This is a genomic window from Caballeronia sp. TF1N1 (assembly GCF_022878925.1).
Classification (GTDB): Bacteria; Pseudomonadota; Gammaproteobacteria; order Burkholderiales; family Burkholderiaceae; genus Caballeronia.
On sequence record NZ_CP084627.1, the window covers coordinates 165,446 to 192,364 of the forward strand.

Below are 26,919 nucleotides of genomic sequence, written 5' to 3' on the forward strand. Positions count from 1 at the left end.
CGAACTGGTCTAAAGAATTCTTAGGCCAGCGTCGACAGTTTGTTCACGCAGTTAAAGACGAATGCAAGCGAGCAAGGCAGCGGGTTAATCGACTTCCGATTCAGCCTTGAGCCAAGCGTATTTCTGTTCGAGCGCTTGGTCGCAAAGTTGCACAAGGGCTTTGAGTTCCTTGAGCGGAATCGCGACGGACTGCATACGCAGCCTGTCTGCACGATCAGCGAGTTCTCGCACACGTTCGAGCGTCGGGTCGTTTGAGTTCATTCCGGTCCTCACCCTGCCTACCTGATGTTGTTACTAATACGATATCGGCTCAAACAATTGGCGTCCGTGCGTTTCGACACATACAAAAACGCAACTTTTGCAGTAACGGTGCGTCGTCGAACGGAAATGTGGGAGCTTGAATCGTCTGGACATTAGGTAGAAGTGGCTAACCGTGCACCGCATGACGGAGCCGTTTAAAGCTCGTCATGCCGATGCAAACGTGCCTTGTGCACGATTCACGCCTGGTCAGGAACCGGCGCTTTCCGGCATGGCGCGCCGGAGCAGGGGTACGCCCTGGAAGTGCAGGGTGCAGAACATCGCGGTGGCAATCGACGTCTCGACGATCAGCACGGTGGCTGCCGCGCCTTGCTCGCCGAAGAGCCTGGCAAGCACGGCGAGAAGACCGAAGTTCAGAACCGCCGAAGCGATGAGTACACGGCTGAATTGCGCCTTCATGCCGAGTGGAAGCATGGTCTGAACGCCGAAGAGATCGGAGAGACCGGCCATCAACGGGACGAACGCCATCCAGCGCAGCACGTCGACGGTCGGCGCGAACTGGGGACCATAAAGCAGTTTCACGGCAAGCGGCGCGCCAAAGAAAATACATACGGAGATGAGCGAGACGATCGACCCTTGCAGCACGAACATCTTGCGCAGAAAGGCGAAGGCGTCGTCGCGCGCATGATGCATGAGGAAGCTCACGCGCGGATAAGCGGCCGTCTTGAGCGGCTGAAGCATGTTCAACGCCGCGCGAATCAGCTTGTCGCCGGCCGCAAAGTAGCCGCCCGCCACATTGCCCGCAATGAAGGTGAGCAAGACGATATTGCTCGATGCATAGATATCGACGAGCGACGTGGCCATGAACACGCTCCATCCTTCCTTCAGGCGCGTGAAGATGGTCGGCAGCGATACCGGCACGAAGTCGAGTTCGCGTCGAAAATACAAATACGTGCAAATTGCGATGCCCGAGCACAACGGCACGAGCGTGTTGACGGCCATGGCGATATCGACATCGCCGCGATGACGCACGAAGAGGTACATCGCCGGAATGCTCAAGGCGCGTCCGATGAATACGAATACGCTGATCATGCCGAGGTCTTCCACGCCCTGGAAATACCACGTGGGAATGAGCATGGAGCCGACCGCCATGCCGAAGCCCAATAGCAGCAAGTCGCGGTTTTCCGCAAGATACGGCACGATGAACGTCACCGCGAGCAGGATGATGAAGCCTGCAAGCGCAAGCACGCTTTGCGTGAGGATGGTTTCCCAGAAGACCTGCGAGCGCATGGCGCGGTCATCGCGATTGATCGAGACTCTTGGTGTCGCCGTCAACGAGAAACTGTAATTCGTAAGCGTGATGAAATAAGCGGAGAAGGCGAGTGCGAACGAAAGGCGTCCATATTCGCTGGGGCCGAGTACGCGCGCAAGCCACGGCAGCGTGAGAAGCGGTGCGAGGTATGTGGATACCTGCAACGTCATCAGAATGGTGAAGTTCTTTCGAAAAGATGCCATGTAACGATAGGTTCCGGCTTGAGCGCTGACTGATCGCGGTAACGCAGTTTGCGGCCTTGTCGCATGTTCGCCCGTTTAAAAGGGCATTGCATGACAACGCGTGTAACGAATCGTTTCGTCAGGCGCATGCGCCACTTCGAGCGCAGCAAGACCAATGGGGTTAGACACATCCTCGCCTTGGCCTCAGGGCAAAGGAGCGCAAGTATGAACGACATGAACCGCTCTCGAGCGACAAGCCCACGCGAAGCGGTTCATGTTGTCGTGCCGGACGTATTTAACAATAAAAAAATTTATTCGTCAGTGGGTTTGCACACGCACACTGCCGGCTACTGCTTGACTATTGGTAGAGCATCGCGCTAGCAATCTCGCTCTCGTTGTTCACCATCTGGTCCAGAAGCGTGTCGTGTCGCTCGATCACGAGCGGCGGCAAGCCGATGAACCGGCGCACGACGTTACGCGTGATCTGATCGACGACGACATGGCTCTGCGCGCTCGTATTCATGAGAACGCGCGCCCAGTCCGTGGTGCCGCCATTGAACACTTCGCCTTGTTCTGGCGAGCCGTTCGCATCGGGCTTGAAGACGCCCATTGCGCCCGCGCCGCCGACATCCCAGCCCGTGAGCTTGACGGTATCCGCAAGCGTCACGAAGCCATTCGCGACAGGCGGAACGCCATCCACTTCATAGCCTACGAGACGATCTTCCGCGCCGAACGTCTGACCTTCTCGCAAGCCGGTGCCTGCAAAGACCCAATGATTCGCCTGACGCACCGTAAAACCGATCGCTTCGCGCTCGCGTCTGATCCATCCGCCGCGCAAGCGTTTCCATTCGCCGTATTTCCCGCCGCCGTAACCATAGCTCAGGCCGATGAGATTCGATTCATCGTGATCGGGCCATTTCTCGGCAAGCCGGTTCATGATCTTGAGATCGCCTTCGATAGGCGCATCGCCGAAATCGACCGGACGGAAGCACGTATTGCCGCTGAATACCGCGAGGTTGCCGCCTTGCGCGATGAAGCCCGCCACGCGCTCGCGCATCTCCGTGGTCCAGTATTCGTGATGCCCCACGCTCAACATGCAGCGGTAGTTCTCGAGCTTGAGATCCGTGCCGCGATGCAGATCGTGGTCGGTGTAGAAGTCGCAAGCAATTCCTTCCGCCTTGAGCCAGCGAATGAACTTCGCATCCCAATGCGTGAATTGCTGGCGCGGCGAGCGCGAATCATAGGGATCGTTCGGCTCGCCGAGTTGCGCGCCAAGACCGCCGCCTGGCCGACGAAGACTCACGCGTGTCGCGGGCTTCGTGCGATGAATTGGGTCGCCGTAGTAACAGCCGCCGCCGATGGAGTTGTATGCGTGATACGTGTTGATCGGCACGATATACGCGATATCGGCGGAAGGCTTGCGCGGCCGCGCGATGACGAGCGCCATGCTGTCGCTGTCGGGCGGTCCCGCGAAGATCGGCTTGTGCGTGGCGGCGCGTCGACCGAGCTCGGTCAGGGGCTCGCCCTTGCCGCCGACTTCATATGCGATCACCACATACGCGCCCGTTTCGAGCGACGCCGTGTTCGGCTTGATGGTGATGGTCGGCCAGCCCCAGTCTTCGTCGAAGCGCACGGGCGTCGTGCGGCCCGGCGACTGGAACACGTACTTGCCGTGCTTGAGTTCCGCCGTAACGGCGCCGCCTGCCTGAACGGCCACGCCGCCCACGCTCGTCAGATTCTCGTCATGCCCTTGCCGATAGATGGCGATGGAAAACCGCGATCCCGGTTGCACGGCGATTTCGAACGGTTCGCCAGCGGTGAAGCCGGGCTTGATCGGATAGATCTGCATCAGTGCGCCTTTATACGCGGAGTCATCGGTTGCCTGCGGGCATCGCGCGCGGCGCGGCGGCGGGCGCGCGAAGTTCCATGCCCAGCACGCGTTTGATCAGGCGCTTGGCGAGAAACAGGCGGCGGTCCGCGGCAATCTTCTTGTGGAAACGCAATTCCTTCGATTCTTCGCCGCGCTGCGTCGCGAACACGCGATATCGCTCCGCCGTGGCTTCGATCGCGCGGATCGCATCGTCATAGGCGCGGGCATCCACGCGCGCGGCCTGGTGGCACGCATAGCCGAAAATCTTGTGGAACATGGCGAGCCAGAAGGCGTCGTACGGACCGCCATCGCAGCGTTGCAGCGTTTCTTCCGCGCAGATCGTGAGGCTCGTGACCGTATAGGTCGTGGCCTTGGTCGTGATGCTGCCCGCGCGGCGGCGGTAAGAATACAGTTCGTCGGCCAGACGATGCAGCGTGCGGGCGCGCGCGTAGACGAGCGGAATGGCGGCGGCGTCTTCGTACACGCGGCCTGCCGGAAATTCGATGCCGTCCCACAATTCGCGCTTGTAGACACGCGCGGCCGGGAACACCTGATACACGTGCGCGAAGTCGAGCAGCGCGTCGAGATCGCACGTGCGCGAGCCGATGGTCGAGCGGTCGATCAGCTTTACGTTGTCGATCACCTTGCCGCCAGAATTGATGATGCCCACGTTGAACTCGATTATGTCCGCGGCTTGCGCGTCGAGGAGCGGCATGATCTTGGCGGTGAAATCCGCGGACCAGACATCGTCGGAATCGAGAAAGCCGATATAGGGCGATTTCGCTTCTGCAATCGCGCGATTGCGTGCGGCGGAAACACCACGGTTTTCCTGGTGAATCACGTGAATCTGCTTGCCATGCGCGCGCTTCTGCACTTCGAGAATGCGGGCGAGTGTCTGGTCGGTGGAACCATCGTCGATAACGATAAGTTCGATCTCGTCGGAGCGCGGCTGCGAAAGCGCGGATTCCAACGATGCGGCTATAAAGTGCTCGACGTTATAGGCGGGAATGATCACCGACAGCAAGGTTCTGGGGGTGTCGCTCTCGACGCGTGTCATAGGCTCGTGTCACCGGATTAAGTTTTAGTTGAAGCCACCGTGGCCGCGGCCGGCGTTCGAGGGCCGACAATAAAGGTCGACCAGCCGTCCATACGTAGTCTCCTGACAAATGCTATAGGCAGTTGTAAGCTTGGAATGTTCGCCGACGCACGCATGAAATTTCCGCTTCTTCGCAAACGATTTCCGTATCTTCAAGCGCGATTTCGTGCATCGCTCTGCAAAACCCGATGAATCCTTGTCAGGCGTGGATAATCAGCTTAGAGCGAGTAAGAGACACCCGTGTTTCAATTGCTTCTCGCAAATGGCGGGTATAGCGGATGAGAGCGTTGGTTATCCGCGGATATCGGCCATTTGAATTGCACTGACTGTATATCGGCGCGGTTTCGCAATGGTTGAATCCGGGACGCATGACGCCCTCGTTTTCTTCGCACGTCCGTGCACGCCAATTGCTGGAATTGCCCCGTAGTTCGTGAGCAAACAGAGCCGTTCGTGCGGCAGGCGCTCACCTATAATGGCCTCTCGGAAGACCCGCAGGCTTGGCCTCGCGCGACGCGCTCCTGGTGACCGGAACGCCGCTCGCGACAGAACCTCAACACCGATCCACGCAAGGACCCAAAACCGTGACCACGTCATTTTCCAGTACGGTCGAGCCCGGAGACACTCAGTCCTTCGATACGGCCGTCGCCGGAAACGATGGCTTGCTGGTGCTCGATGCGGCCCAACGCTGCCTCAGTGCCGACGCCGTCTTCTCCCATCTCTTCGATGTCGATTCCACCGCGCTGCGCGGACGCGCACTCGCCGATCTCCCGCTGCCCGCTCCGTTGATCGCGTCGCTTTCGCTTGCAGCCGATGCCGCGCTCGCGGGCAACGGCGCCCGGCGCGCGCAGGTCAGCATCGAGGAGGACGATTCCACGCGAGTCTTCAACATACTTGCGCTGCCCGTCGCCGAATCCGTGACGCTGATCGTCTCGACCTGCGCGAACGCGACGGGTGCTAGCGACAACGCAGCGCGCATCGCGCATCTGCGAGCCGAAGCCGCGCTGTTCATGCGCGATCACGTGCTCTCGGTCGTATCGCACGACTTGCGCGGTCCGCTCAACGCCATTCATAGCTGGGGCTATGTGCTCGAGCGCAAGGTCGATGCAAACGACCCCGCCGCCCAGCGCGCGCTCACGGGCATTCGCTCGGGCGTCGAACAGCAGGTCAAGCTGATCGAACAGTCGATCGATACGACGCGTGCCGAAACCAAGGCCGTCGCGCTTGCCATCGCGCCTGCCGCCGCGCGCGCTCTTCTCGAGCGTGGCGTCGCGCTCGCACGCGAGGCTATCGGCGAGCGACGCGGCGTGAGCATCACGCTCGACTCGCCGCTCGTGGAAGAACAAGTGGAAGGCGACGCCGATCGGCTTACCAACGCGCTCTGGCTCATGGCGGCATTCGCCACCGAAGCAAGCGCGCGCGACACGACGGTGCAGGTATCGAGCAACATCGAAGGCAGCACGTGGCGCACCGACGTGCGCTTCACGGTTGCGGCGTCCGCATTGACCGATGCATCGGCCGCGCATGTACTCGAGGCATTCGCGCGCAGACAGGCGCTGGAGCCGCGCGAAGCCGGCCGCATCGCGTGGGGCCTTGCGCTTTGCAAGCGCATTTCGGAGGCGCATGGCGGCGCGTTCGAGCACACGGATATCGTCAATGGTGCAGCTGTCACGGCCACCATGCGTATTCCGGTGGCGGGAATGTAATTGAGGACGTAAATTGACTTTCGTTTGCCTGTCGCCCATATACTGACGCTTTCCACTTTCGAAGAGAGTTGCTTTGGCTCAGGTTGTCGCGCTGGTCGGCGCATTGTTGCTCGTTGCCCTGAATGGTTTTTTCGTCGGGGCGGAATTCGGGCTCGTCAAGTTACGGGCGACGCGCGTGCAGGCCATCGCGCGGACCAACGGCCTGCCGGGGCGTCTGCTCGCGAAGGTGCATAGCCAGCTGGACGCCTATTTGTCCGCGTGTCAGCTAGGCATCACGCTCGCGTCGCTCGGGCTTGGGTGGATAGGCGAACCCGCGTTCGCTTCGCTGCTGCATCCGCTGTTTGCGCTCATCGGCGTTCAGTCGGAAAAGCTGGTCGAGTCCGTGTCGCTTTTCTTTGCGTTCTCGGTCATCTCGTTTCTGCATATCGTGGTCGGCGAACTCGCGCCCAAGTCGTGGGCCATTCGCCGTCCCGAGCAGGTCGGCCTGTGGCTCGCCACGCCGCTCTATGGCTTTTACTGGGCCATGTACCCCTTCATCTGGGTACTCAACTCGAGCGCGAATCTCGTGTTGCGGCTTTTCGGCATGTCGGCGGAACACGGTCACGACGCCCACTATTCCACCGACGAACTCAAGCTCATTCTGCGCGGGCGTCGTCTTGGCGGGGCGTCTTCGTATAACGCGGACGAGTGGAACACCATCGCGCATTCGCTCGACTTCAGCCGCATGACGGTGTCGGACCTGATGCGTCCCGCGCACGAACTTGTCGGCCTGCGCAACGACTTGCCCATGCACGATAACTTGGCCGTGATATCGCGGCATCGCTTCAGCCGTTATCCGTTGTTCGCGGATGCTTCCGGCGAACGCGTGCTCGGCATGATCCATCTGAAGGATTTGTTCCTCGCGGGCGACGGCGAAGCGCGCGGCTTCAACTTCAGCTTTTCGAAGGATGCCGAAAAGATCGAGAAGCTCGCGCGCCATGTCCGTCCCGTGCAATACGTCGCGCCCAATCTGTCGGCGCTGGAACTTTTCCGGCGCTTTCGCAAGGGCGCGCCGCATTTCGCCATCGTGGGGCGCAAGGGCGCGAAGCCCATCGGCTTTATCACGCTCGACAATCTGCTGGGCGCACTCGTCGGTCAGATTCACGACGAATTCCGTCAGGGAGATGCCGACTGGTCGCGCATGGACGACGGCACTTTGATGGGCAAGGGCAGCTTGCCGGTGGTCTCACTGGAACGCGCGCTTGGCATCGATATCGACGAAGGCCGCGCGGAATCCGTCGGCGGGCTCGTCATCAATGCGCTCGGGGACTTGCCGCAGGAAGGGCAGCGCGTCGAGTTCGACGCCTTCGACATCGTCGTCAAGAAGATGAACGGGCCGCGTATCGTGCTGGTGCGGGTGTATCCGCGCGAGGAAGAGGTCGAGCACGCCGAGTAGTAGCGCAGGCAAGGGCGGGGCGCGTGGTGAGAAGCGCGCCCGCCTCATGTCTCACTAACTCATGCTTTGATCATGCGCAAGGCACGCCTTCTTCAACGAGCAAGGCCGCGGGCATCGAAGCCAGCGCATCGCGCAGGAACAGCTTTTCGCCGTCCGCCTTCGGCGCATTCGGGCTCAGCCAGTCGAAGAGCGCACGGGAACGCAACGCTTCCGGAAGGATGACCGCCGTATCGCCCCAGCTTTCCGCCTTGACGAGCGGCACATTGCTGCCAGCAGGCAGCAATGGCGCGGCGAGCCGCGTGGCGATCACGATTGCGTAAGCGCTACCGGCATGGCGCGCGTAAGCGATCACGCGGTCAGCATGTTCGCCCTCGATGGCGAGCGGCACATACTCACCTTGCGCAAAGAGCGACTCGCAATGCTTGCGCAACGCGAGCGCACGCTGCACCACCGCCAACTTGATGCGCCCATCGCGCCAGTTGGCGAGTTGCTCCGAAGGCGGACCTTTCTGGTCCACTTCCGCAAGCCACTTGCGACGCAATTCGAAATCGACCGGGCGGCGATTGTCAGGGTCCACGAGACTGAAGTCCCAAAGCTCCGTGCCTTGATAAAGGTCCGGCACGCCCGGCGATGTCAGTCGCAACAGAGTCTGCTGCAGACTGTCGATCACGCCCAGCGGCCCGAGCCGCGCCACGAAAGCCGACAACTCCTGCAAAAAGCCATTGCGCCGCTGCGGCGAGACGATATCGAAAAGGAAGTCGCGGCAGGCATTTTCATACGCCTCGTCCGGCGCGAACCAGCTCGTGCGCAACTTGGCTTCGCGCAACGCCTTCAACTGCCATTGCGCGACGCGTTCGGCCAGCTCCTGGACGCCCGCTTCGTCATCCGGCGAGAGCGTGAGCGGCCAGCATCCGACGAGCGTCTGGTACAGCATCGCTTCGGCGCCGGGGCCGGGCGCCCAGTCGTGGCCGGCATCGGCACCACGACGCAACGGCGTGTTCAGCGTCGACCATTGCTTGAGCGTGGACGCCCATTCTTCCGGGATCTCGCTCAATGCCGCGATGCGCGCGCGCACGTCTTCGCCGCGCTTGTGATCGTGCGTCGCGGTGCAAAGCATGGCGTGCGGGAACGCGGCAAAGCGTTCCTTGTTGCCCGCGTGGAAATCTTCGACGGACAAAGAAAACTCGCCGGGGTCCGCGCCCACTTCGTTACGCGAGATGAGCCTTCCATAGCGATAACACGCCGTGTCTTCGACCGCCTTTGCCGCAACCGGCGATGTGAGCTGCGAAAACAGCGTCTGAGCCGCGCGCCGCTGCGATCCGCTCGACGGCTGCGCGTTTTGCCCAGCCGTCGCCTGACTCTGGTTCCGGTCGCGTCCACGTTCGGCGGCGCGCTCACGCGGGCGTTCCGCGCGCTCGGCCGGTGGCGTGCTGACCGGCGCTTCGTCGGGCAGCTTGCCGCCGAGCCACTGCGCCACCTGATCGAGCACGACATGATCCGCACTCGAAAGCGATGCGCGCGCGGCATTCAGCGCTTGCGAGAAGTACTTCTCATCCTCGGCGCTGCGCACGCTGCTCACGGGATAGATGCGATACACCGGATACTGAATCACCAGTTCCGCGACCACGCGACGGATCGACGTAAACGTGAAGTCGCGCGTGTTGTGCGAGTCGCGTGCAATGCGATGCAGCGCGCGCGTCACGCGATCCAGTTCCGCCGATAAGTTTTCCGCGAGAATCTTGCGGCGCGCGGCGAGCGCTTCGTCGGCGAAGCTCGCGCTTCGGCCGGTGATATCGGCCCACAACGCGGCGAGCGGCTCGGCGCCTGCCGGGTCGTGCAGCAGCGCGCCGACATCGTTCATGAAGTCGTAGCCCGTGGTGCCATCCACTTGCCAGTCGCGGCGCAGCGGTTCGCCGCGCGCGAGAATCTTTTCGACGACGAAATACGTATGGCCGTTGCCATGCCGTAAAGCCTCGGGCCGTTGCGCGGACAACTCTTCGAGCCGCGCGCGCAGGCGTTGGCAGTACTCGCGCGGTTCGGCAAGACCATCGACGTGATCGATCCGCACGCCGTCGATCAAACCTTCGGTAAAGAGCCTGAAGATGAGCGCGTGCGATGCCTCGAACACTTCAGGCCGCTCGACGCGCACGCCGCCGAGCGTGCTCACGTCGAAGAAACGCCGCCAGTTCACTTCGTCGGCGGCCGTACGCCACCATGCGAGGCGATAATGCTGCCGTTCGAGCAGACGATGCAGCCGCTCGCGTCCAACCGGCGTGTCCGGCGAATGCGCGGCGAGAATCGCTTCGATCGCTGCCTTGCCGCCTTCCGTTTGAGCAATGGTCGCGAGCGCATTGCGCGCTTCGGCCGCGCGCGGCTGATCGGCAGGCTGCGTCGTCAAGCCGGAGAAACGGTGCGCGAGTTCCGGCGCTTCTTGCAGCACGACCGGGTAATCGACCGGACAGATCGGGAACACATGCGCGTAGTACTCCACCACGAAGCGTCCTTCATCCGGCCGATACGCGAGCTTGATCTTGCCGCCCTGCAACTCGTCGCCATAGGAAGCACCGAGAAACGGCGCGAGCACCTTGCCGCGCAATGCAGGATCGGGCGAATGCCAGTCCACGTCGAAGAAGCGCGCATGCGCCGCGTGACGTCCCCATTCGAGGATGTCCTGCCACCATGCGTTTTCCGAACCGCCCACGCCCATGTGATTCGGCACGACATCGACGATCAGTCCCATGTCGTGCGCGCGCAGCTTCTCGACGAAGCGCCGCAGGGCTTCCTCGCCGCCCAGCTCCGGATTGACCTTCGTGTAGTCGACGGTGTCGTAGCCGTGCGTGGAGCCGCTCGTCGCGGTCGTGATCGGCGACGCATACGCATGACTGACGCCGAGCGAAGCGAAATAATCCACTTGCGCCGCGGCGTCGTCGAAAGTGAAGTCCTTATGAAGCTGGAGCCTGAGCGTGGAACGCGGAACGGTCATGGTGAGTCGGCTGGTTTGGGTGAATCAACATTGTCGGATTGCGTCGAACGCTTGCGCGCGGCATCCACCGCGAGCAGTCGTTCGGAAAATGCGTCGTCGAGAAACAGTTCCTCGACAGGCGCGGCAAGACGGCGCCGCCAGTTCGGATGCTCGTCGATCGAGCCGGGCAGATTCGGCTGTTCAGCAAGCCCAAGCAGATCTTCGAGCGGATACGTGACGAGCGGCGCGGGCGTCGCGGCCACGAAAGCGAGCGCTTCATCCACGGGCGCTTCCTCGACCGGAGGCGCATCGACATCGGACGGAGCAATACCCGCTTCCTGGAAAGCGCGCCATAGTAAGCCACGATCGGCGCCGCGCTCTTCCTGCGCTACTTCCACCGCATCGCGGCCGTCTTCGCGCGCCGCCGTCTGGCCGATCTTCGAGCGCCACACGATATCCTCGCCGCGCCACCATCCGGTGACGGTCGGCAGATCGTGCGTGGTCGTGGTAGCGGTCACGCCGCTGTCCCACTCGCGCGGCGGCTTGAAGCCGGGGCCATCCACTTCGCGTTCGAACCACAGCACTCGTATGCCAAGCAAGCCGTGCTCCTGCAAGCGTTCGGTGAAGCCCGGCGGCACGGTTCCGAGGTCTTCGCCGACAACAATCGCGCGATGCCGCCACGATTCCAGCGCGATCAGCCGCAAGAGGTCTTCGAGCGGGTAGCGCAGATAGGCGCCGTCTTTCGCGCTTTCGCCTTCGGGCACGAGCCACAGCCGCCTCAGCCCGAGAATGTGATCGATACGAATGCCGCCCGCGCGCGCGAACGCGCAACGCAACATGTCGATGAACGCCGAGAAGCCTTGCGTGCGCATGGCGCGGGGCGAGAAGGTGGTGAGTCCCCACGACTGCCCGGCCTGATTGAAGAGATCGGGCGGCGCGCCGACCGACACGCCTGTCAGCATTTCATCACGATACGACCATGCATGACTGCCCGCGCTGTCGCATCCGACGGCAAGGTCCGCGACGAGTCCCACGGCCATGCCCGCGTCGCGCGCCGCGTGTTGCGCGTGCAGCAGGCCTTTCGATGCGAGCCATTGCGTGAAGAGAAAGAACTGGACTTCGTGGCGATTGGCTTCGGCGAATGCGGCGACCGCATCGCTGCGCGGATCGCGCAGTTCGTCTGGCCAGTTGCGCCAGTGGCCTTCGCCGTTTTCCGCAAGCTGCGCTGCCTGCAGCGCTTCGAAGCGTGCATGATCTTCGAGCGCGCGCCCGCCTTCCTCGACGAACGAAGCGAAGTCTTGCGCTAAAGGCGATGCGCTGTCGGCCGAGAACGTCTCGAAGAGCGCGCGCAGAATGGCCAGGCGCGCTTTCATGGCGCGCGGCCAGTCGATGAGCGGCAGCGCTTCGAGTTCGGCGAATTCATCCGCCACACCGGCTTGTTCGATCGCGGCGCGCGCGGCGGCCGCGCCGAACACGGCGGCGGGATCGACGTGCGCGATGTTCAGAAAGAGCCGCGACGAAGGCGAATAAGGACTGAACTTGTTCGGCTCGGCGCTGAACATGGCGTGCATCGGACTGATGGCGAGCGCATGAGCGCCGCGCTTCGCGCTCTGCGTCGCGAGCGTGGCCAGCGCCGTGAAGTCGCCGACGCCGCCATCGCCCAGACGGCGCAAACCATAGACTTGCGCGGCGACGCCCCAAAGCGGCGGCGCGGTTTCAGCGGCGGCTTGGTCGGTTGCGTCGTCGAGCGCGCGCCACGCATCGTCGATGGTGTAGCAGCGCGCGGGCGCTACCGCCAGCGTCGTGCGATGGTCGTTGATGACGAGCGTGTGATAGCCGGGCTCCGAAATCGGCGAGAGCAATGCGGTCTCGCCTTTAGGCGCGGTAAAACGCCCGTCGATAACCTCGCCGCTTTCCAGTTCGATGCGATAGCGCACGCCCGACTTCGCCGCCGACACCGGCAACGCAATGCCGCGATCCACTTCCGCCGTGATGAGCGGCGGCAACTTGCGGCCGCTCATTTCGGCATCGACGGCGGCCATGCTCTGCTTGATCTGCGAGGCGTTGCCACACGGCAGGCCGAGCTTTTCGAGCAGAATGCGCAGCGTCGTTTCCGGCACGCGCTGCATCGCCTTGTGCGCGTTCTGCCATTCGACTTCGAAGCCCGCGCGTGCGGCGAGCGTTTCGATGGGCGACATTTCGCCCGTGGTGCTTGCAGTGGCGCTCACGTGCGGGTTCCTTGTGCATGGGCAAAGCCGTTGACATCGCCGCTGAGCCACGCGATAAAGCTGCGTCCGCCGAGTTCGCCCGCGCTCGCGCCATCCTGCGCGCGTGCCGGCGTCTCGAAGATGACCTTGCCCTTCGGCGCTTCTTCAAGCGTGGCCGGGGCTTGCCCGAGATTGAGCGCGATGGTGAGCGTTTCGCCATCACCGAGCTTCCAGCTTGCGAGAACGGCCTTGTCGCCGAGCACTTGAGCGCCGAGCGACTTCGAGCCCTTCAGACGCGGCGCGATGAGTTTCGCACGCACGTCCAGCGCCGACTTGTAGAAGTGCAGCCAGTCGAGGCGGTCCAGTTCGTCCGCTTTGCCTTCGACGTTCGGCGACGACATCGCGAACGTGCGCTTGTCGTTCGGGTCGGGAATCTGCGCGCGGCGCTTTTCGTCGGTGAATGCGGAGAACTTCGCGAATTCCTTGCGGCGTCCTTCGCGCACGGCATCGGCGAGTTCGTCGTGATAGTCCGTGAAGAAGAGGAACGGCTGCTTCGAGCCGTATTGCTCTTCCATGAACAGAAGCGGAATCTGCGGCGACAGCAGCAAAAGTCCGGTCGCCGCGTAGAGCGAGGCGTCGTCGGTGAGCGAGCGCAGGCGTTCGCCCATCGCGCGGTTGCCGACCTGATCGTGATTCTGCAGGAACATCACGAACGCAGTGGGCGGAAGATGCGAACTCTTCTCGCCGCGTGGCTTGCCGTCGTGAATCGGCGATGGATCGCCCTGATACACGAAGCCTTCGCTCAAGACGCGCGCGAGCTTATCCGTGGGCTTCTCGATATACGCGCCGTAGTAGCTCTCGTCCTCGCCGGTCAGAAGCACGTGCAGCGTGTTGTGCGCGTCGTCGTTCCATTGCGCGTTGAAGTGCGACTCCAGCAGATTGGCCGTGTTGTGTTCGTTCTCTAGCACGAGGTGAACATGACGGCCCGTTTCCACGGAACTGCGCACGCGGTCCGCGAATTCGCGCAGCCATTCGTCGTCGTTGATGGCGTGCACGGCGTCCAGACGCAAGCCATCGAAGCGATATTCGTTGAGCCAGTACAGCGCGTTATCGAAGAAAAAGTCGCGCACTTGCGGACGCTCGAAATCGATCGCGGGACCCCAGGGCGTATCCACGCCTTCGCGGAAGAAGGTTTTCGCATATGCATGCAGATAGTTGCCGTCCGGGCCGAAGTGGTTATAGACCACGTCGAGGAACACCATGAGGCCGAGACCGTGCGCAATGTCGATGAGCTTCTTCAGTTCATCGGGATGACCGTAGGCCGAATCCGGGGCGTAGGGCAGCACGCCGTCGTAACCCCAGTTGCGCGTGCCGGAGAAGTCGTTCAGCGGCATGAGTTCGATGGCCGTGACGCCGAGCTGCGCCAACTCGTCCAGACGCGCGATGACGCCCGCATAGCCGCCCATCGCGCCGACGTGCACTTCATACAGCACGGTTTCTTCCCACGGCCGGCCATGCCAGTCGGTATTGGTCCAGCGATACGCGCGCGGATCGACCACCGCGCTCGGGCCGTTCACGTCTTCCGGCTGATAGCGCGATGCCGGGTCGGGCACCGCGAGATCGGCATCCAGACGATAGCGATACAGCGTGCCCGCGCCGCCATCGGCTTCGACTTCGAACCAGCCGTCACCGGCCGGCTGCATGTCGATGAGCGCGGGCGCGGCATCGCCATCGCGCTGCAACTCCAGCTGCACGCGGTCGCGCGACGGCGCCCAGAAACGGTAACGCGTGCGCGGTGCTTCGCGCGCCGCGCCGGTCAGATGCGCGCCGAAGGGAAGGCAATGCGCGTGGTGATGCTTGTGCGGATCAATCGGACGTTCGGACATGATTTCGAGCCTGGTGTACTGCGGGATATGCCACTTTTCTGTGCGCCGCGCGAGCCGTGGTGAATCGCCTCACTGAGCCGAATCGATGCCCGGCGGTCGATTTGCCGGAATGGTGCCCGGATCGGGAGGCAGCGCGGTCAGAAGACGCGGACCCTGATGTGCGCCCGCCATCCAGACCGCCTGCCAGTCGGCGTCGCCGGTCGGTTGCGCGAGCAGCACGACGATACTGTGCGCCGCGACCTCCAGTTCGCTGCCGACGAGCGGCCGCTGGATGGCGTCGGGCTCAGCGCTATCCAGGAGCACGTTCCATTCCAAGTGAGGCGGAGGCGGCGTGAAGACGAGGTTCTGCCCCGAGCCATTGATGAGAAGCAGGATCACGTCGATCTCGCCGTCGAGTCCCGGCCCTGCCCGGCGCAAGGTCAGCGCGCGGCCCTCCGGGTCCTGCCATGCCTCGATGGCGAGCGCGACGCCGCGTTCGTCGAACCAGCTGACATCGTAAAGACCGGGCAGCACTTCGCGGTCGCCGTACAGAAAGCGCGTTTCCCGCAGAACCGGGTACTTTTTGCGCAGCGCGACGACGCTTGCGACGAACTCCGTCATCTCGCGGCCTTCGGGACTATGCGCCGCGGCCCAGTCGGTCCAGGAAATGTCGTTGTCCTGGCAATAAGCGTTGTTGTTGCCGTTCTGCGTGCGCAGGAATTCGTCGCCGCCCAGCAGCATCGGCGTGCCGAGCGACAGAAGCGTGGTCGCGATCATCGAGCGCGCGAGGCGATTGCGAACGGTGCGGATCGCGGGATCGTCGCTCGGGCCTTCCACGCCCCAGTTCGCGCTGCAGTTTTCATTGTGCCCGTCGCGGTTTCCCTCCTGATTCATCTCGTTGTGCTTTTCCGAATAGGCGGTAACGTCGGCGAGCGTGAAGCCATCGTGCGATGCCACGAAATTTACCGATGCCCACGGCTTCCGGAAGCGCCGGTTGAAAAGCTCGGCCGAGCCGGTGAGCCGCGCGGCGAGGTCGGGGCGCATGCCCGAATCGCCGCGCCAGAAGCGCCGCACGCCGTCGCGGTACTTGTCGTTCCACTCCGCGAAACCGGGCGGATGATTGCCGACCTGGTAGCCGTCCGGCCCAATGTCCCACGGCTCGGAAATGAGCTTGCGCGTCGAGAGAATCGGGTCCTGGCGAATGGCGTCGAAGAAGCCCGAGCCGGGATCGAAACCGTGCCCTTCGCGGCCCAGCGTCACGCCGAGATCGAAACGGAAGCCGTCGATATTGAACGCCGTGCACCAGTAGCGCAGCGAGTCCATGACCATTTGCAGGACACGCGGATGCGACAGGTTCACGGTATTGCCGCAACCGGTTTCGTTGATGTAATGCCGCTCGTCGCCGGGAATCAGACGGTAGTAGCTTGCATTGTCGAGCCCGCGCCATGACACCGTGGGCCCCAGTTCGCTGCCTTCGCAGGTGTGGTTGTAGACCACGTCGAGAATCACTTCGATGCCCGCCGCATGCAGTTGCCGCACGGCGATACGCATCTCGTTCAGCCGATGCGTCGAAAGATACGAAGGCTCGGGCGCGAAAAACGCCGCCGTGTTGTAGCCCCAGTAGTTTTTGAGACCGCGTTCGACGAGAAAGCGGTCGTTGAGAAACGCGTGCACGGGCAGGAATTCGACGGCGGTGATGCCGAGCTTTTGCAGATGCTCGATGAACCAAGGCGACGAGAGCGCGGCGAATGAACCGCGTTCGTGCTGACGGATATCGTCGCGCAGCATCGAGGCGCCGCGCACGTGCGTTTCATAGATGATGGTTTCGCCCCACGGCGTGTTCGGGCGATTGTCGCGCGACCAGTCGAAGGCGTCGTCGGTGACGATGCATTTGGGCATCGCCGGAGCGGAGTCGCGGCGATCCATCGACATGTCGAGGCGATTGGAATGCACGCGATAGCCGAAGAGCGCGTCGGACCATCGCCACGGGCCGACGAGTTTCTTCGCGTAGGGATCGAGCAGCAGCTTGTGCGGATTGAAGCGATGACCATGTTGCGGCTGATAGGGGCCATGAGCGCGAAAGCCGTACACCGTGCCCGGATGCGCGCCGGGCAGATAGCCGTGCCACACTTCGTCGGTGCATTCCGGCAGATCGAAGCGCATCAGTTCCTTGCGGCCCGTGCTGTCGAAGAGACACACCTCGATGCGGTGCGCATTCGATGAGAACACCGCGAAGTTGACGCCCAAGCCGTCCCAGTTTGCTCCCAGCGGGTAGGATGCGCCGGGGAGAAGTTTTTCGGGGAGTGCGTTTGCCATTTGGTCGGGGTTTTTGCCCTTGCCGGGCTGGTGGGTTCTGGTTCTCTGAAGGGTTGTTGCTTGCCCGTGCTGATGAGTCGTTGAAATTGAGCCGTTAGCTTGCAGCGTTCTCAGTAGCCGCCGGGGAGACGGTTACCGAACAAAAACGCAAGCCAACGGCTCGGCTTTCCCGAACGCTCAAGAAAAAAGAAACCGCTAGCAAAGCCCCATAAACGCCTAGGCGGAAGAAGACACGAACAAACCAGCGCGCCTCCTTCCGCAACGTCCGGAAAGAACCCTCAATCGGCCCGCAAAACAATGGTAGCCAAAGGTGGCAACGTCAACGCGGCTGACTGCCCCTTTCCGTGCGAAGGGTAATCATCCGCATGAATGACCCCGCCATTGCCCATATTGGACCCGCCATAAATCCCGGCGTCTGAATTGAGCACCTCGCTCCATCGCCCGCCACGCGGCAAGCCGACGCGATACCCCTGGCGCGGCACGGGCGTCATATTGCAGACGACCACGAGTTCGCGCCCTTCGGCATCCGTCCGCCGATAGGCAAACACGCTATTGCCGCTGTCGTCGCCGACGATCCACTCGAAGCCGCGCGGATCGCAATCCAGCTTATGCAACGCCGCTTCGCCGACATACAGCAGGTTCAAATCGCGCACGAGCTTCTGCACGCCGCCGTGATAGGGATCGTCGAGCAAGTGCCAATGCGGCGTCGCGTCGTGGTTGAACTCGGCAAACTGCCCGAACTCGCCGCCCATGAACAGCAGCTTCTTGCCCGGATGCGTCCACATGAAGCCGAAGTAAGCGCGCAAATTCGCGAACTTCTGCCAGAGATCGCCCGGCATCTTGCCGATGAGCGACCCCTTGCCATGCACCACTTCATCGTGCGAAAGAGGCAGCACGAAGCGCTCGGAGTACGCATAGACCATCCCGAACGTATAGAGGTGATGGTGATACTGCCGATACACCGGATCTTCCTCCATGTAGTGCAGGGAGTCGTGCATCCAGCCCATGTTCCACTTGAAGTCGAACCCGAGACCGCCGCTCTCGACGCTCGCCGTCACGCCCGGCCAGGCCGTCGATTCCTCGGCGATCGTGATCGCGCCCGGCGTGTTCGGGATATACCGCACTTCATGGTTCAGACGCTTCAAGAACTGGATCGATTCGAGATTCTCGCGCCCGCCGTACATGTTCGGCACCCATTCGCCAGCCTTGCGCGAATAGTCGCGATACAGCATCGACGCCACGGCATCGACCCGCAAGCCATCGACGTGATAGCGCTTCAACCACGCAAGCCCCGACGCAAGCAGGAACGCGCTCACCTCGTTGCGGCCGAGGTTGTAGATCATCGTGTTCCAGTCCTGGTGATAGCCCTCGCGCGGATCGGCGTGCTCGTAAAGCGGCGTGCCGTCGAACTGCACGAGGCCGTGCGCGTCGTTCGGAAAATGCGCCGGCACCCAGTCGATGATCACGCCCAGCCCCGCCTCGTGCGCGCGATTCACGAACTCCGCGAACTGCTCCGGCGTGCCGAAGCGCGCGGACGGCGCAAACTGGCCAAGCGGCTGATAACCCCACGATCCGCCGAACGGATGTTCGGCAATCGGCATGAATTCGAGGTGCGTGAAGCCCATGCCCTTCGCGTACGGAATCAGGCGCTCGGCAAGCTCGTGCCAGTTCATGCCGCGATTCGCATCTTCGGGCACGCGCAGCCACGACTCGGCGTGCGCTTCGTAAATGGTGATCGGCGATTGCGCCGTCTGACGGCTCCCGCGAGTCTCCATCCATTCGGCGTCGGTCCATGCGTAATGGTCGATGGCATCGGCGTCCGCCACCACCGATGCCGTCGATGGCGGCTTCTCGCTCTGCATCGCGCACGGGTCGGCTTTCAGCGGCAGCGTATGGCCGTCGCGTGTGACGATCTCGTACTTGTAGCGCGTGCCCGCGCCGATGCCCGGCACGAACAGTTCCCACACACCCGCGTTGTGACGCAGGCGCATTGGATGACGGCGGCCGTCCCACGTGTTGAAGTCGCCGACCACCGAGACACGCCGTGCATTCGGCGCCCAGACCGCGAAGCGCGCGCCTGCCACGCCGCCATGCGTGACCGGACGCGAGCCCATGCATTCGAGCACCGCGTAAGGGTCGGCGGCCGAAAGGCGGTTGAGCCAGTCTTCGGAGAGAACGGGGCCGAAGGAATACGTATCGTGCGTTTCCTGCGGCGTGCCATGCCAGTCGATTTGCAGACGATACGCCGCCGGCCGCTCCACGAAGCCCGCGAACAGACCTGAATCGTGAATGCGCGCGAGATGGCCGAGCACTTCGCCGCTTGCGGCATCGACGACATTTGCGCCCGCCGCGTTCGGCAGGAACACACGCACCACATGACCGAGGTCGGTCTGATGCATGCCGAGGACCGAGAACGAATCGGGATGGCGCGCCTCGACGATGGCGTCGATGTCGAGCGGACTGAGGCCGTGCGCCGGGTTTCGGGTATCCGCTCCTGGATCGCTACGATTATTCATGGTGGGTTCCATCCGGATTGTCCTTGGTGGCGTTGAACACGGGTCGCGTGCCGGGCGCGGGCGGAACGCCCGTGTCGCCAAGCAGGCGGCTCGCGAGCGACGCGAGGCCCCGCAACGGAAGGCCGATCCAGGTCGGCCGGTTCGCTGCTTCGTAGCGGATTTCGTAGGCGGCCTTTTCGATCAGGAAAAGATCGAGCAGGGCCGGGAAGACGCTTTCGCCGGCGATCGGCTCGGGCGATTCCGCAATTGCTGCCACGTACTCGCGCAAGAAGCTTTCCTCGGCGAACGCGCGCAGGCGCTCGAACAGCGCGCGCTTGCGGTCGGCGGTTTGCGCGGGCGCATTTTCCGTCGTCGGTTGCGCGGCGGCGCTCGCATACGAAAGCGAGCGCAAGAGACCGGCGACATCGCGCAGCGGGCTCGTCTTGTTGCGGCGTTCCTCGAGCGGACGCGCGGGCTCGCCTTCGAAGTCGATGAGATACGCATCGCCCTGAGCCATCAGCACCTGACCCAGATGGAAGTCACCGTGAATGCGGATGCACAACGCATCGGCATTGTCCGAGACGAGCTTCTTCACTGCATCCACCAGCATGTCACGGCGATCGAGCAGACTCTGCGCGAGGAAGCGGTCGTGCTCGCCGAAATCGCCGATCTTCTGCGCGAGGATATCGAGCGCCGTTTCCAGCAGTTGCAACGTGCCTTTCAGCCAGCCCTGGACGTCTTCCGGCGTGGCGCGGCGCGGTGCGAACGCTTCGTCGTCGGTTGGCGAGGCAAGCGCCACATGCAGTTCGCCGAGCCGCTTGCCGATGATGCCCGCAATGTTGCCGTAGCCGATAAAGCCTTGCTCCTGCGCGTCGCGCTCGGGCGTGTGCTCTTCGGAGTCGAACGTGACTGCGAGTTCATCCACCGTGCGGCGCAGATAGTCGAGCGCATAGTTCCACGCATCGCCCTGATTGTCGATGAAGCCTTGCAGAATGACGAGCGTGTGCGGCACGCCTTGCGGATCGACACGCACCACTTCGCCATACAGCGGGCCGGTGTTCGCGTAGCCGAGCTTGGTCAGATAACGGCTCATCTCCGCTTCCGGGTGAATGCCGCCAACCACGCGCCGCACCAGCTTCAGCACCACCGTGTCGCCGATCACGAGCGAGCTATTGCTCTGCTCGGCGGCGAGCCAGCGGATTTCCGGCGGCTCGACCGGATTGAAGTCGAGTGCATCGAGCCGTTCGGTCGGAATGAAGCGGATCTCGCTTTTCTGCACCGTCGGCACGACCGCGCGTTCCTTCAGTTTGCGCAATATGCCGTAGGTGAAGTTCGGCACGGCGAAGGCATCGGTGATATGTCCGATCACGCGATTGCGCCGTGCTCGCGCCAGCGCGAGTTGCATATAAAGCGGCGAGGTCGTTTCCGTGCCCCACGCAATGGAAAGCGGCAGCACGTAGCGCTCGGTGTGATCGCCGACATCGGCTTCGATTTCCGTGAACGCAAAGCCCGCGCCTTCGATCGTCGTGAGCGCGGCGAGACGAACCGCGTGCAGCTTCTGATCCTTCGACGCAAACCAGCGGCGCTTGCTCAAATACGAAGGCAGCACTTCCGATTCGAGCAGACGCACGTTTTCCGGCGTCGGACCGGTTTGACCGGCGCGAATCACCATCGTGACAAATTCGGGCAGTTGCTCCGAAGGCGCTTGCGACCAGGCCGGACGCATGTTGCCCGGGCAAAGCTGAAACCACAGGAAGCCGTAGGGCGGGAAAGTCAGCAGATACGTCAACTGGCCGATGGCCGGGAACGGCGAGTCCGCCGTCATTTCCAGCGGCACGGAGCCGGCGAACTCCGACAGATCGAGTTCCACCGCTTGCGGCGCGCGCGACAGATTGGCCACACAGAGAATCGGCGGCTCGCCTTCGAGCTCGCGCAGATACGCCAGGATCTTGCGATTATTCGGCCGCAGAAAGCGGATCGTGCCGCGGCCGAACGCGTGCTTCGAGCGGCGCACGGCCAGCATCTTGCGCGTCCAGTTCAAAAGCGAATGCGGATCGCGGCTTTGCGATTCCACGTTCACCGCGTCGTAGCCATACAGCGAACCCATCACCGGCGGCAGCACGAGTTGTTCTGGGTCGGCGCGCGAGAACCCGCCGTTGCGGTCGGACGACCATTGCATCGGCGTACGCACGCCATCGCGGTCGCCGAGGTGGATGTTGTCGCCCATGCCGAGTTCGTCGCCGTAATAGATCACGGGCGTGCCCGGCATCGACAACAGCAGCGAATTGATCAGCTCGATACGGCGGCGGTCGCGCTCCATCAGCGGCGCGAGCCGGCGTCGAATGCCGAGGTTCAGACGCGCGCGGCGGTCGCTTGCATACGTGTTCCACAAGTAGTCGCGCTCGGAGTCCGTGACCATTTCGAGCGTGAGTTCGTCGTGGTTGCGCAGAAAGATCGCCCACTGATTCGTCACGCCCAGGTCCGGCGTCTGCCGCATGATGTCGGTGATCGGGAAGCGGTCTTCGCTCGCAATCGACATGTAAATGCGCGGCATCAACGGGAAGTGGAACGCCATGTGGCATTCGTCTTCATCGCCGAAGTATTCCTTCACGTCTTCCGGCCACTGGTTCGCTTCCGCGAGCAGCATGCGGTTCGGGTACTCCGCGTCGATGGTCGCGCGAATCTTCTTCAGGATCTGGTGCGTCTCGGGCAGATTCTCGTTGTTGGTGCCCTCGCGTTCGACGAGATACGGCACCGCGTCCAGCCGCAACCCGTCGATGCCCATGTCCAGCCAGAAGCGCATCACGCTCAGCACTTCCTTGATGACCGCCGGGTTGTCGAAGTTCAGATCGGGCTGGTGCGAATAGAAGCGGTGCCAGTAGTACTGACCCGCGACTGGATCGTGCGTCCAGTTGGACGGCTCCGAGTCGATGAAGATGATGCGCGTCTCTTCGTACTTCTTGTCCGTATCGGACCAGACGTAGTAGTTTCGATGGTTCGATCCCGGCTTCGCGCGACGCGCGCGCTGAAACCACGGATGCTGGTCCGACGTGTGATTGATGACGAGTTCGGTGATCACGCGAATGCCGCGCGCGTGCGCTTCCTGAATGAAGCGGCGGACATCGCCGAGCGTGCCGTAGTCCGGATGCACGTTGCGATAGTCGGCAATGTCATAGCCATCGTCGCGGCGTGGCGACGGATAGAACGGCAGCAGCCAGATCGCATCGACGCCAAGTTCCGCGATGTAATCGAGCTTCGCGAGCAGGCCGGGAAAATCGCCGATGCCGTCGTTGTTCGCATCGAAGAACGACTTGATGTGAACCTGATAAATGATCGCGTCCTTGTACCAGAGCGGATCGTCGCTGACTTGCGAAGTCTTGTTGCGCTTCACCCTTGTATCCACGGTTTGCTCCATGCGCTTTGCGGGCTTGCTGCCGCCCTTGTTTTTGGTTCGCGGCGTCTCGTAGGTCGCCGGATGAGTGCATCTTTATTCGTTCGGTTGCGGCTTGGGCAGTCCCCAGGTCGGCGAAATGCGCCAGATCGCGAACGGCAGCGAATGCGGATTGAGCCGCACATGCTGGCGCCGTCCGCGCCATTCGAACCGATCGCCCGTGACTTGATCCTCCACGGCGATCGCATCCCATTCGTTGACGCCCCAGCGTTCGAGCGTCTGCCACGGCAGTTCGATATCCGCGCCCTGTTCGTTGAACGGATCGAGGTTGATCGCGACGAGCACCACGTTGTCGCGCGACTCGTTCGCCTTTTCGAAGAACAGGATCTTGTCGTTATGCGCGGGCAGAAAGTTCACGCCGAGATGCGTCTGCAACGCTGGATTCGCGCGGCGGATGCGATTGAGCGCCGTCACTTCGGTGACGATATTGCCGGGCCGGTTCCAGTCCCACGCGCGCAGCTGATACTTCTCGGAGTCGAGATATTCCTCGCTGTTCGGCAGCGCGGCCGCCTCGCACAGTTCGAAGCCGCTATACACGCCCCAGAGCCCGGAGAGCGTTGCCGCCAGCGCCGCGCGGATCACGAAGCCCGGACGTCCCGAGCTCTGCAAGAAGCGTGGGTTGATGTCCGGCGTGTTGACGAAGAAATTAGGCCGGAAAAATTCCTTTGCATCGGTCTGCGTGAGATCGTGCATGTACTCGATGAAATCGCGCTTCGACTCGCGCCACGTGAAGTACGTGTACGACTGCGAGAAGCCGAGCTTCGCCAGACGGTTCATCACGCGCGGACGCGTGAAGGCTTCGGCGAGGAAGATCACGTCGGGGTGACGCGCACGCACGTCGCCGATCACCCATTCCCAGAACGGGAACGGCTTGGTATGCGGGTTATCGATCCGGAAAATGCGCACGCCCGCCGCAATCCAGTGCAGGAACACGTCGCGCAGCCCAAGCCAAAGATCGGGCTTGGCGTCCTGCGCATAAAAGTCCGGATTCACGATGTCCTGATACTTCTTAGGCGGATTCTCCGCATAACGCAGCGTGCCGTCCGGACGCCATGCGAACCACGTCGGATGCTCCTTCAGCCACGGGTGATCCGGCGAGCATTGCACGGCGAAGTCAAGTGCGATCTCGAGGCCGTGTTCATGCGCGGCGTCGAGCATGCGCTTGAAGTCGTCGAGATTGCCCAGTTCCGGATGCACCGCCGTGTGTCCGCCTTCCTTGCCGCCGATAGCGTAAGGGCTGCCGACATCGCCCGGCTCGGCCGTCAGCGAATTGTTCTTGCCCTTGCGATTGGCAATGCCGATAGGATGAATCGGCGGAAAATAGAGCACGTCGAAACCCATCTCGCGGATGCGCGGCATCTTGCCGATCACGTCGATGAACGTGCCGTGACGATTCACGTCGTCGCTCATCGAACGCGGGAAGATCTCGTACCAGCTTGCGAAGCGGGCCGCCGCGCGCTCCGAGTCGATGCGATACACCACCGGGTCGCGCGACAGAAACGGCCGGTGGCGCGCCGCCGCGATGGCCTTGGCGGTTGCGGGCGCGAGCGCAAGTTCGAGCTTGCGCGCGGCATCGGCCTTGGCGAACTCCTTGACGATCTTCTCCAGCGGCGCGCTATCCGACTCCTCGACCGTCTTCACTTCGGCGAGGATCAGCGCGAACAGATGCCGCACTTCCTCTAGTTCGAGTTCGACGGTTTGCCCGGCCTTCAGCTTCTTCGACATGTGGTCGGTGAGCGAGGCGAAATCGTCGCGCCATGCCATCACGACGAATTCGTGACGGCCCACGCGTTCGAGCGGAATGCGCGTGGTCCACAAGTCGTTGCCGAGCGGGAGCACGGCGGTCATCGGCGCTTCGTGCCATTCGGTTTCGTCGGCGGCACGCCATTGCACGGCGGCGGCGATCTTGTCGTGACCTTCGGCGAAGATCGCGGCCTGAATCTGCACGGCTTCGCCCACGATACGCTTTGCCGGAAAGCGCCCGTTATCGACCGAAGGCGTGACGCTTTCGATAGACACCCGCGGCGCGGAGATCGCTTCGGCCACCGACTTTTTATCGGCGCTCTTCGCGCCTCGCTTGACCTGCGGCTGCGCGAGCAGGATGAAAGGCTCGGCTTCGGCGCGGAACAAGCGTACATCGCCCGCTTTCAGGGTGAACGGCAAGAGACGTTCGGGCTTCGCCTTGGCGTCGTCGAGCGGCGCGAAACGCGTGTAATTGCCCGGCACCGATTCGAGCAGATGCAAGGTATCGACATGCACCGGCGCGACGAGATCGGGATTGAAGATCGCGAGAATCGCCGAATCGCTGCGGCGCAAGTCCGCGCTGTCGGAGCGAATCAACGCGGCGTAGGGCGTGCCCGCGCCGGTCAGCGCGCGCAATTCGCCGACGCTTTCGAGCGTGCCGGTATCGCGCTGCAATGCGTTCGCGCGCTTGACCTGACTCGACAGGTCGAAGCGCGCTTCGCTTTTCGCGCGCTGATATTCCGCCGCGACGCCGTATTGCGGCGACATCGGCAAGGGCACACCGTATTCGAAGCCCATCGGCACGAGCAGACCGGTGCCGAGCGCGGTCGCGGTGAAGAGCGAGCGGTTATAGGCGCGTTCGACGAGCGCGGTATCGCTGGTATCGCTCAATTCGCTGATGAGACGCGCGCCGTACGGCTCTTCCGGAAACGTGATCGGCGATGCAATGCGCGCGAGCGCCGCATGTTCGTCCGTGAGCCACGCGCTGCGATAGTCCCACCAGCGCGTGGAGGCGAAGACCGCGTCGAAGCCGGCGTCGCTCAGTCCATGCAGATCGTGACGCGTGAGGCCGACCGTCCATGCGAGCCAACGGGTTTGCGGATGTTTCTCGCGCACTGCCGCGCCCAGACGCCGCCACACGTGCGCGGGCACCGCATGCGGCGAGTCGAAGCGAAAGCCGCCAACGCCCGCGTCCGCGAGCAGACACAATTCCTTCGCCCACCACTCGGTCAGATGATGCGCCGCCTCGCCATCGCCGAACCTTGCCTGCGCGACATCGCGCTGACTGGGCGCGCGACGCGGATCGAGCCGCGCATCCGCGCTCTCGAACGGCTCGAACCAATGCTTGTTGTCCTGATAAAGACCGCCTTCGGCACTGACGCGGTCGATCACGATATCGACGAGCAAGGTCAGCTTGTGCTTCGTGGCGATATCGGCGAGCTGGCGCAGACCGTCCGCCGCGCTCGCGTCGGATTCAAAAACAGCGTGAAGTTGATGATGATCGGCAACTGCCTCGCGATGCCCGTTGCTTCCGGGCGCGAACGGCGAGCCGATCAGAACGTGATCGAAGCCCAGCGCCGCTGCGTGCTCGAACTGAGCTGGCCAGTTCGGCAAGGGGCCGACGAGAAGGGGATCGATGAAGTAGATACGAGGCGCATACGCATGATGAGCTTGATGGTTTTCCATCGTTCGTCTTTTCCAGAGTCGTCCTGCGGTGGCGGGGATGCGGGCTTTGAATCGCGATCACGCTCACGGGCCAAACTGGCAACGCGTCGGTCCATATATCACGACGCGTGTCGTTTGTGCACGCGTCACGGGCCAAGACGTATCGACACATGGATAACACAGTACCGCCGGTATCGACACTGGCCCGCGTCGCGTATCGCGAGGCACCGGCGCGAGAGTGCATCTCGCCGGTGGGCGCCACGGCCCCCCAAGAGTTTCCTTCGGGGCTTCGCATGGGGGGTTGGAGCACGTAGCGTGCCGCGCCCCGAATGCCATTGCGTCTGACGTGACGACGCTGC

At 62.6% G+C, this 26,919-nt stretch carries 13 protein-coding genes; 2 read left to right on the forward strand and 11 right to left on the reverse strand.

Annotated features, from left to right (window positions below; all coding sequences use genetic code 11):
• Positions 1–84 precede the first annotated feature (84 nt).
• The 4 genes from LDZ28_RS14830 to LDZ28_RS14845 form a co-directional block, all read right to left on the reverse strand.
• Entirely contained in the window at positions 85–261 is a 177-nt protein-coding gene (locus LDZ28_RS14830; RefSeq protein ID WP_244829140.1) for a hypothetical protein, read from the reverse strand.
• Positions 262–507: 246 nt separating this feature from the next.
• The gene (locus LDZ28_RS14835) at positions 508–1,773 is read right to left on the reverse strand and encodes a flippase (RefSeq protein ID WP_244829141.1); all 1,266 of its coding nucleotides are present in this window, start codon (positions 1,771–1,773) and stop codon (positions 508–510) included.
• A gap of 337 nt (positions 1,774–2,110) precedes the next feature.
• Positions 2,111–3,601 (reverse strand): N,N-dimethylformamidase beta subunit family domain-containing protein, encoded by a 1,491-nt coding sequence (locus LDZ28_RS14840; RefSeq protein WP_244829142.1) that lies wholly within the window; start codon positions 3,599–3,601, stop codon positions 2,111–2,113.
• Positions 3,602–3,623: 22 nt separating this feature from the next.
• The gene (locus LDZ28_RS14845) at positions 3,624–4,679 is read right to left on the reverse strand and encodes a glycosyltransferase family 2 protein (RefSeq protein WP_244829143.1); all 1,056 of its coding nucleotides are present in this window, start codon (positions 4,677–4,679) and stop codon (positions 3,624–3,626) included.
• A gap of 620 nt (positions 4,680–5,299) precedes the next feature.
• Here LDZ28_RS14845 and LDZ28_RS14850 point away from each other — a divergent pair.
• Both LDZ28_RS14850 and LDZ28_RS14855 read left to right on the forward strand, forming a co-directional pair.
• The gene (locus LDZ28_RS14850) at positions 5,300–6,421 is read left to right on the forward strand and encodes a HAMP domain-containing sensor histidine kinase (RefSeq protein WP_244829144.1); all 1,122 of its coding nucleotides are present in this window, start codon (positions 5,300–5,302) and stop codon (positions 6,419–6,421) included.
• A 73-nt stretch (positions 6,422–6,494) separates the two neighbouring features.
• Complete coding sequence (locus tag LDZ28_RS14855; protein WP_244829145.1) at positions 6,495–7,856, forward strand: hemolysin family protein; 1,362 nt, start codon at positions 6,495–6,497, stop codon at positions 7,854–7,856.
• Positions 7,857–7,926: 70 nt separating this feature from the next.
• Here LDZ28_RS14855 and treY read toward each other — a convergent pair whose 3' ends face one another.
• From treY to LDZ28_RS14890, 7 genes are all read right to left on the reverse strand, one after another.
• The gene (gene treY, locus LDZ28_RS14860; RefSeq protein ID WP_244829146.1) at positions 7,927–10,839 is read right to left on the reverse strand and encodes a malto-oligosyltrehalose synthase; all 2,913 of its coding nucleotides are present in this window, start codon (positions 10,837–10,839) and stop codon (positions 7,927–7,929) included.
• Positions 10,836–13,016 carry a 4-alpha-glucanotransferase gene (gene malQ, locus LDZ28_RS14865; protein WP_244829744.1) on the reverse strand — a complete coding sequence of 727 codons (2,181 nt, stop codon included), beginning with the start codon at positions 13,014–13,016 and terminating at the stop codon, positions 10,836–10,838. Before malQ ends, treY begins: the two co-directional genes overlap by 4 nt.
• 26 nt (positions 13,017–13,042) lie before the next feature.
• The gene (treZ, locus tag LDZ28_RS14870) at positions 13,043–14,911 is read right to left on the reverse strand and encodes a malto-oligosyltrehalose trehalohydrolase (protein ID WP_244829147.1); all 1,869 of its coding nucleotides are present in this window, start codon (positions 14,909–14,911) and stop codon (positions 13,043–13,045) included.
• Between the two features lie 69 nt (positions 14,912–14,980).
• Entirely contained in the window at positions 14,981–17,206 is a 2,226-nt protein-coding gene (glgX, locus tag LDZ28_RS14875; RefSeq protein WP_244829148.1) for a glycogen debranching protein GlgX, read from the reverse strand.
• A 278-nt stretch (positions 17,207–17,484) separates the two neighbouring features.
• Positions 17,485–19,722 carry a 1,4-alpha-glucan branching protein GlgB gene (gene glgB, locus LDZ28_RS14880; RefSeq protein WP_244829149.1) on the reverse strand — a complete coding sequence of 746 codons (2,238 nt, stop codon included), beginning with the start codon at positions 19,720–19,722 and terminating at the stop codon, positions 17,485–17,487.
• Positions 19,715–23,116, reverse strand: a complete 3,402-nt coding sequence (gene treS, locus LDZ28_RS14885) for a maltose alpha-D-glucosyltransferase (protein ID WP_244829150.1) — start codon at positions 23,114–23,116, stop codon at positions 19,715–19,717. The genes glgB and treS overlap by 8 nt, the downstream gene beginning before the upstream one ends.
• A 72-nt stretch (positions 23,117–23,188) precedes the next feature.
• Entirely contained in the window at positions 23,189–26,581 is a 3,393-nt protein-coding gene (locus LDZ28_RS14890) for a maltotransferase domain-containing protein (protein ID WP_244829151.1), read from the reverse strand.
• Between the last annotated feature and the right edge of the window lie 338 nt (positions 26,582–26,919).

Coding starts and splice junctions, on each gene's coding strand:
- treY (WP_244829146.1), bottom strand. CDS start 10,839: ATGACCGTTCCGCGTTCCACGCTCAGGCTCCAGCTTCATAAGGACTTC.
- LDZ28_RS14835 (WP_244829141.1), bottom strand. CDS start 1,773: ATGGCATCTTTTCGAAAGAACTTCACCATTCTGATGACGTTGCAGGTA.
- treZ (WP_244829147.1), bottom strand. CDS start 14,911: ATGTCCGAACGTCCGATTGATCCGCACAAGCATCACCACGCGCATTGC.
- glgX (WP_244829148.1), bottom strand. CDS start 17,206: ATGGCAAACGCACTCCCCGAAAAACTTCTCCCCGGCGCATCCTACCCG.
- LDZ28_RS14890 (WP_244829151.1), bottom strand. CDS start 26,581: ATGGAAAACCATCAAGCTCATCATGCGTATGCGCCTCGTATCTACTTC.
- LDZ28_RS14845 (WP_244829143.1), bottom strand. CDS start 4,679: ATGACACGCGTCGAGAGCGACACCCCCAGAACCTTGCTGTCGGTGATC.
- treS (WP_244829150.1), bottom strand. CDS start 23,116: ATGGAGCAAACCGTGGATACAAGGGTGAAGCGCAACAAGACTTCGCAA.
- LDZ28_RS14830 (WP_244829140.1), bottom strand. CDS start 261: ATGAACTCAAACGACCCGACGCTCGAACGTGTGCGAGAACTCGCTGAT.
- glgB (WP_244829149.1), bottom strand. CDS start 19,722: ATGAATAATCGTAGCGATCCAGGAGCGGATACCCGAAACCCGGCGCAC.
- malQ (WP_244829744.1), bottom strand. CDS start 13,016: ATGTCGCCCATCGAAACGCTCGCCGCACGCGCGGGCTTCGAAGTCGAA.
- LDZ28_RS14840 (WP_244829142.1), bottom strand. CDS start 3,601: ATGCAGATCTATCCGATCAAGCCCGGCTTCACCGCTGGCGAACCGTTC.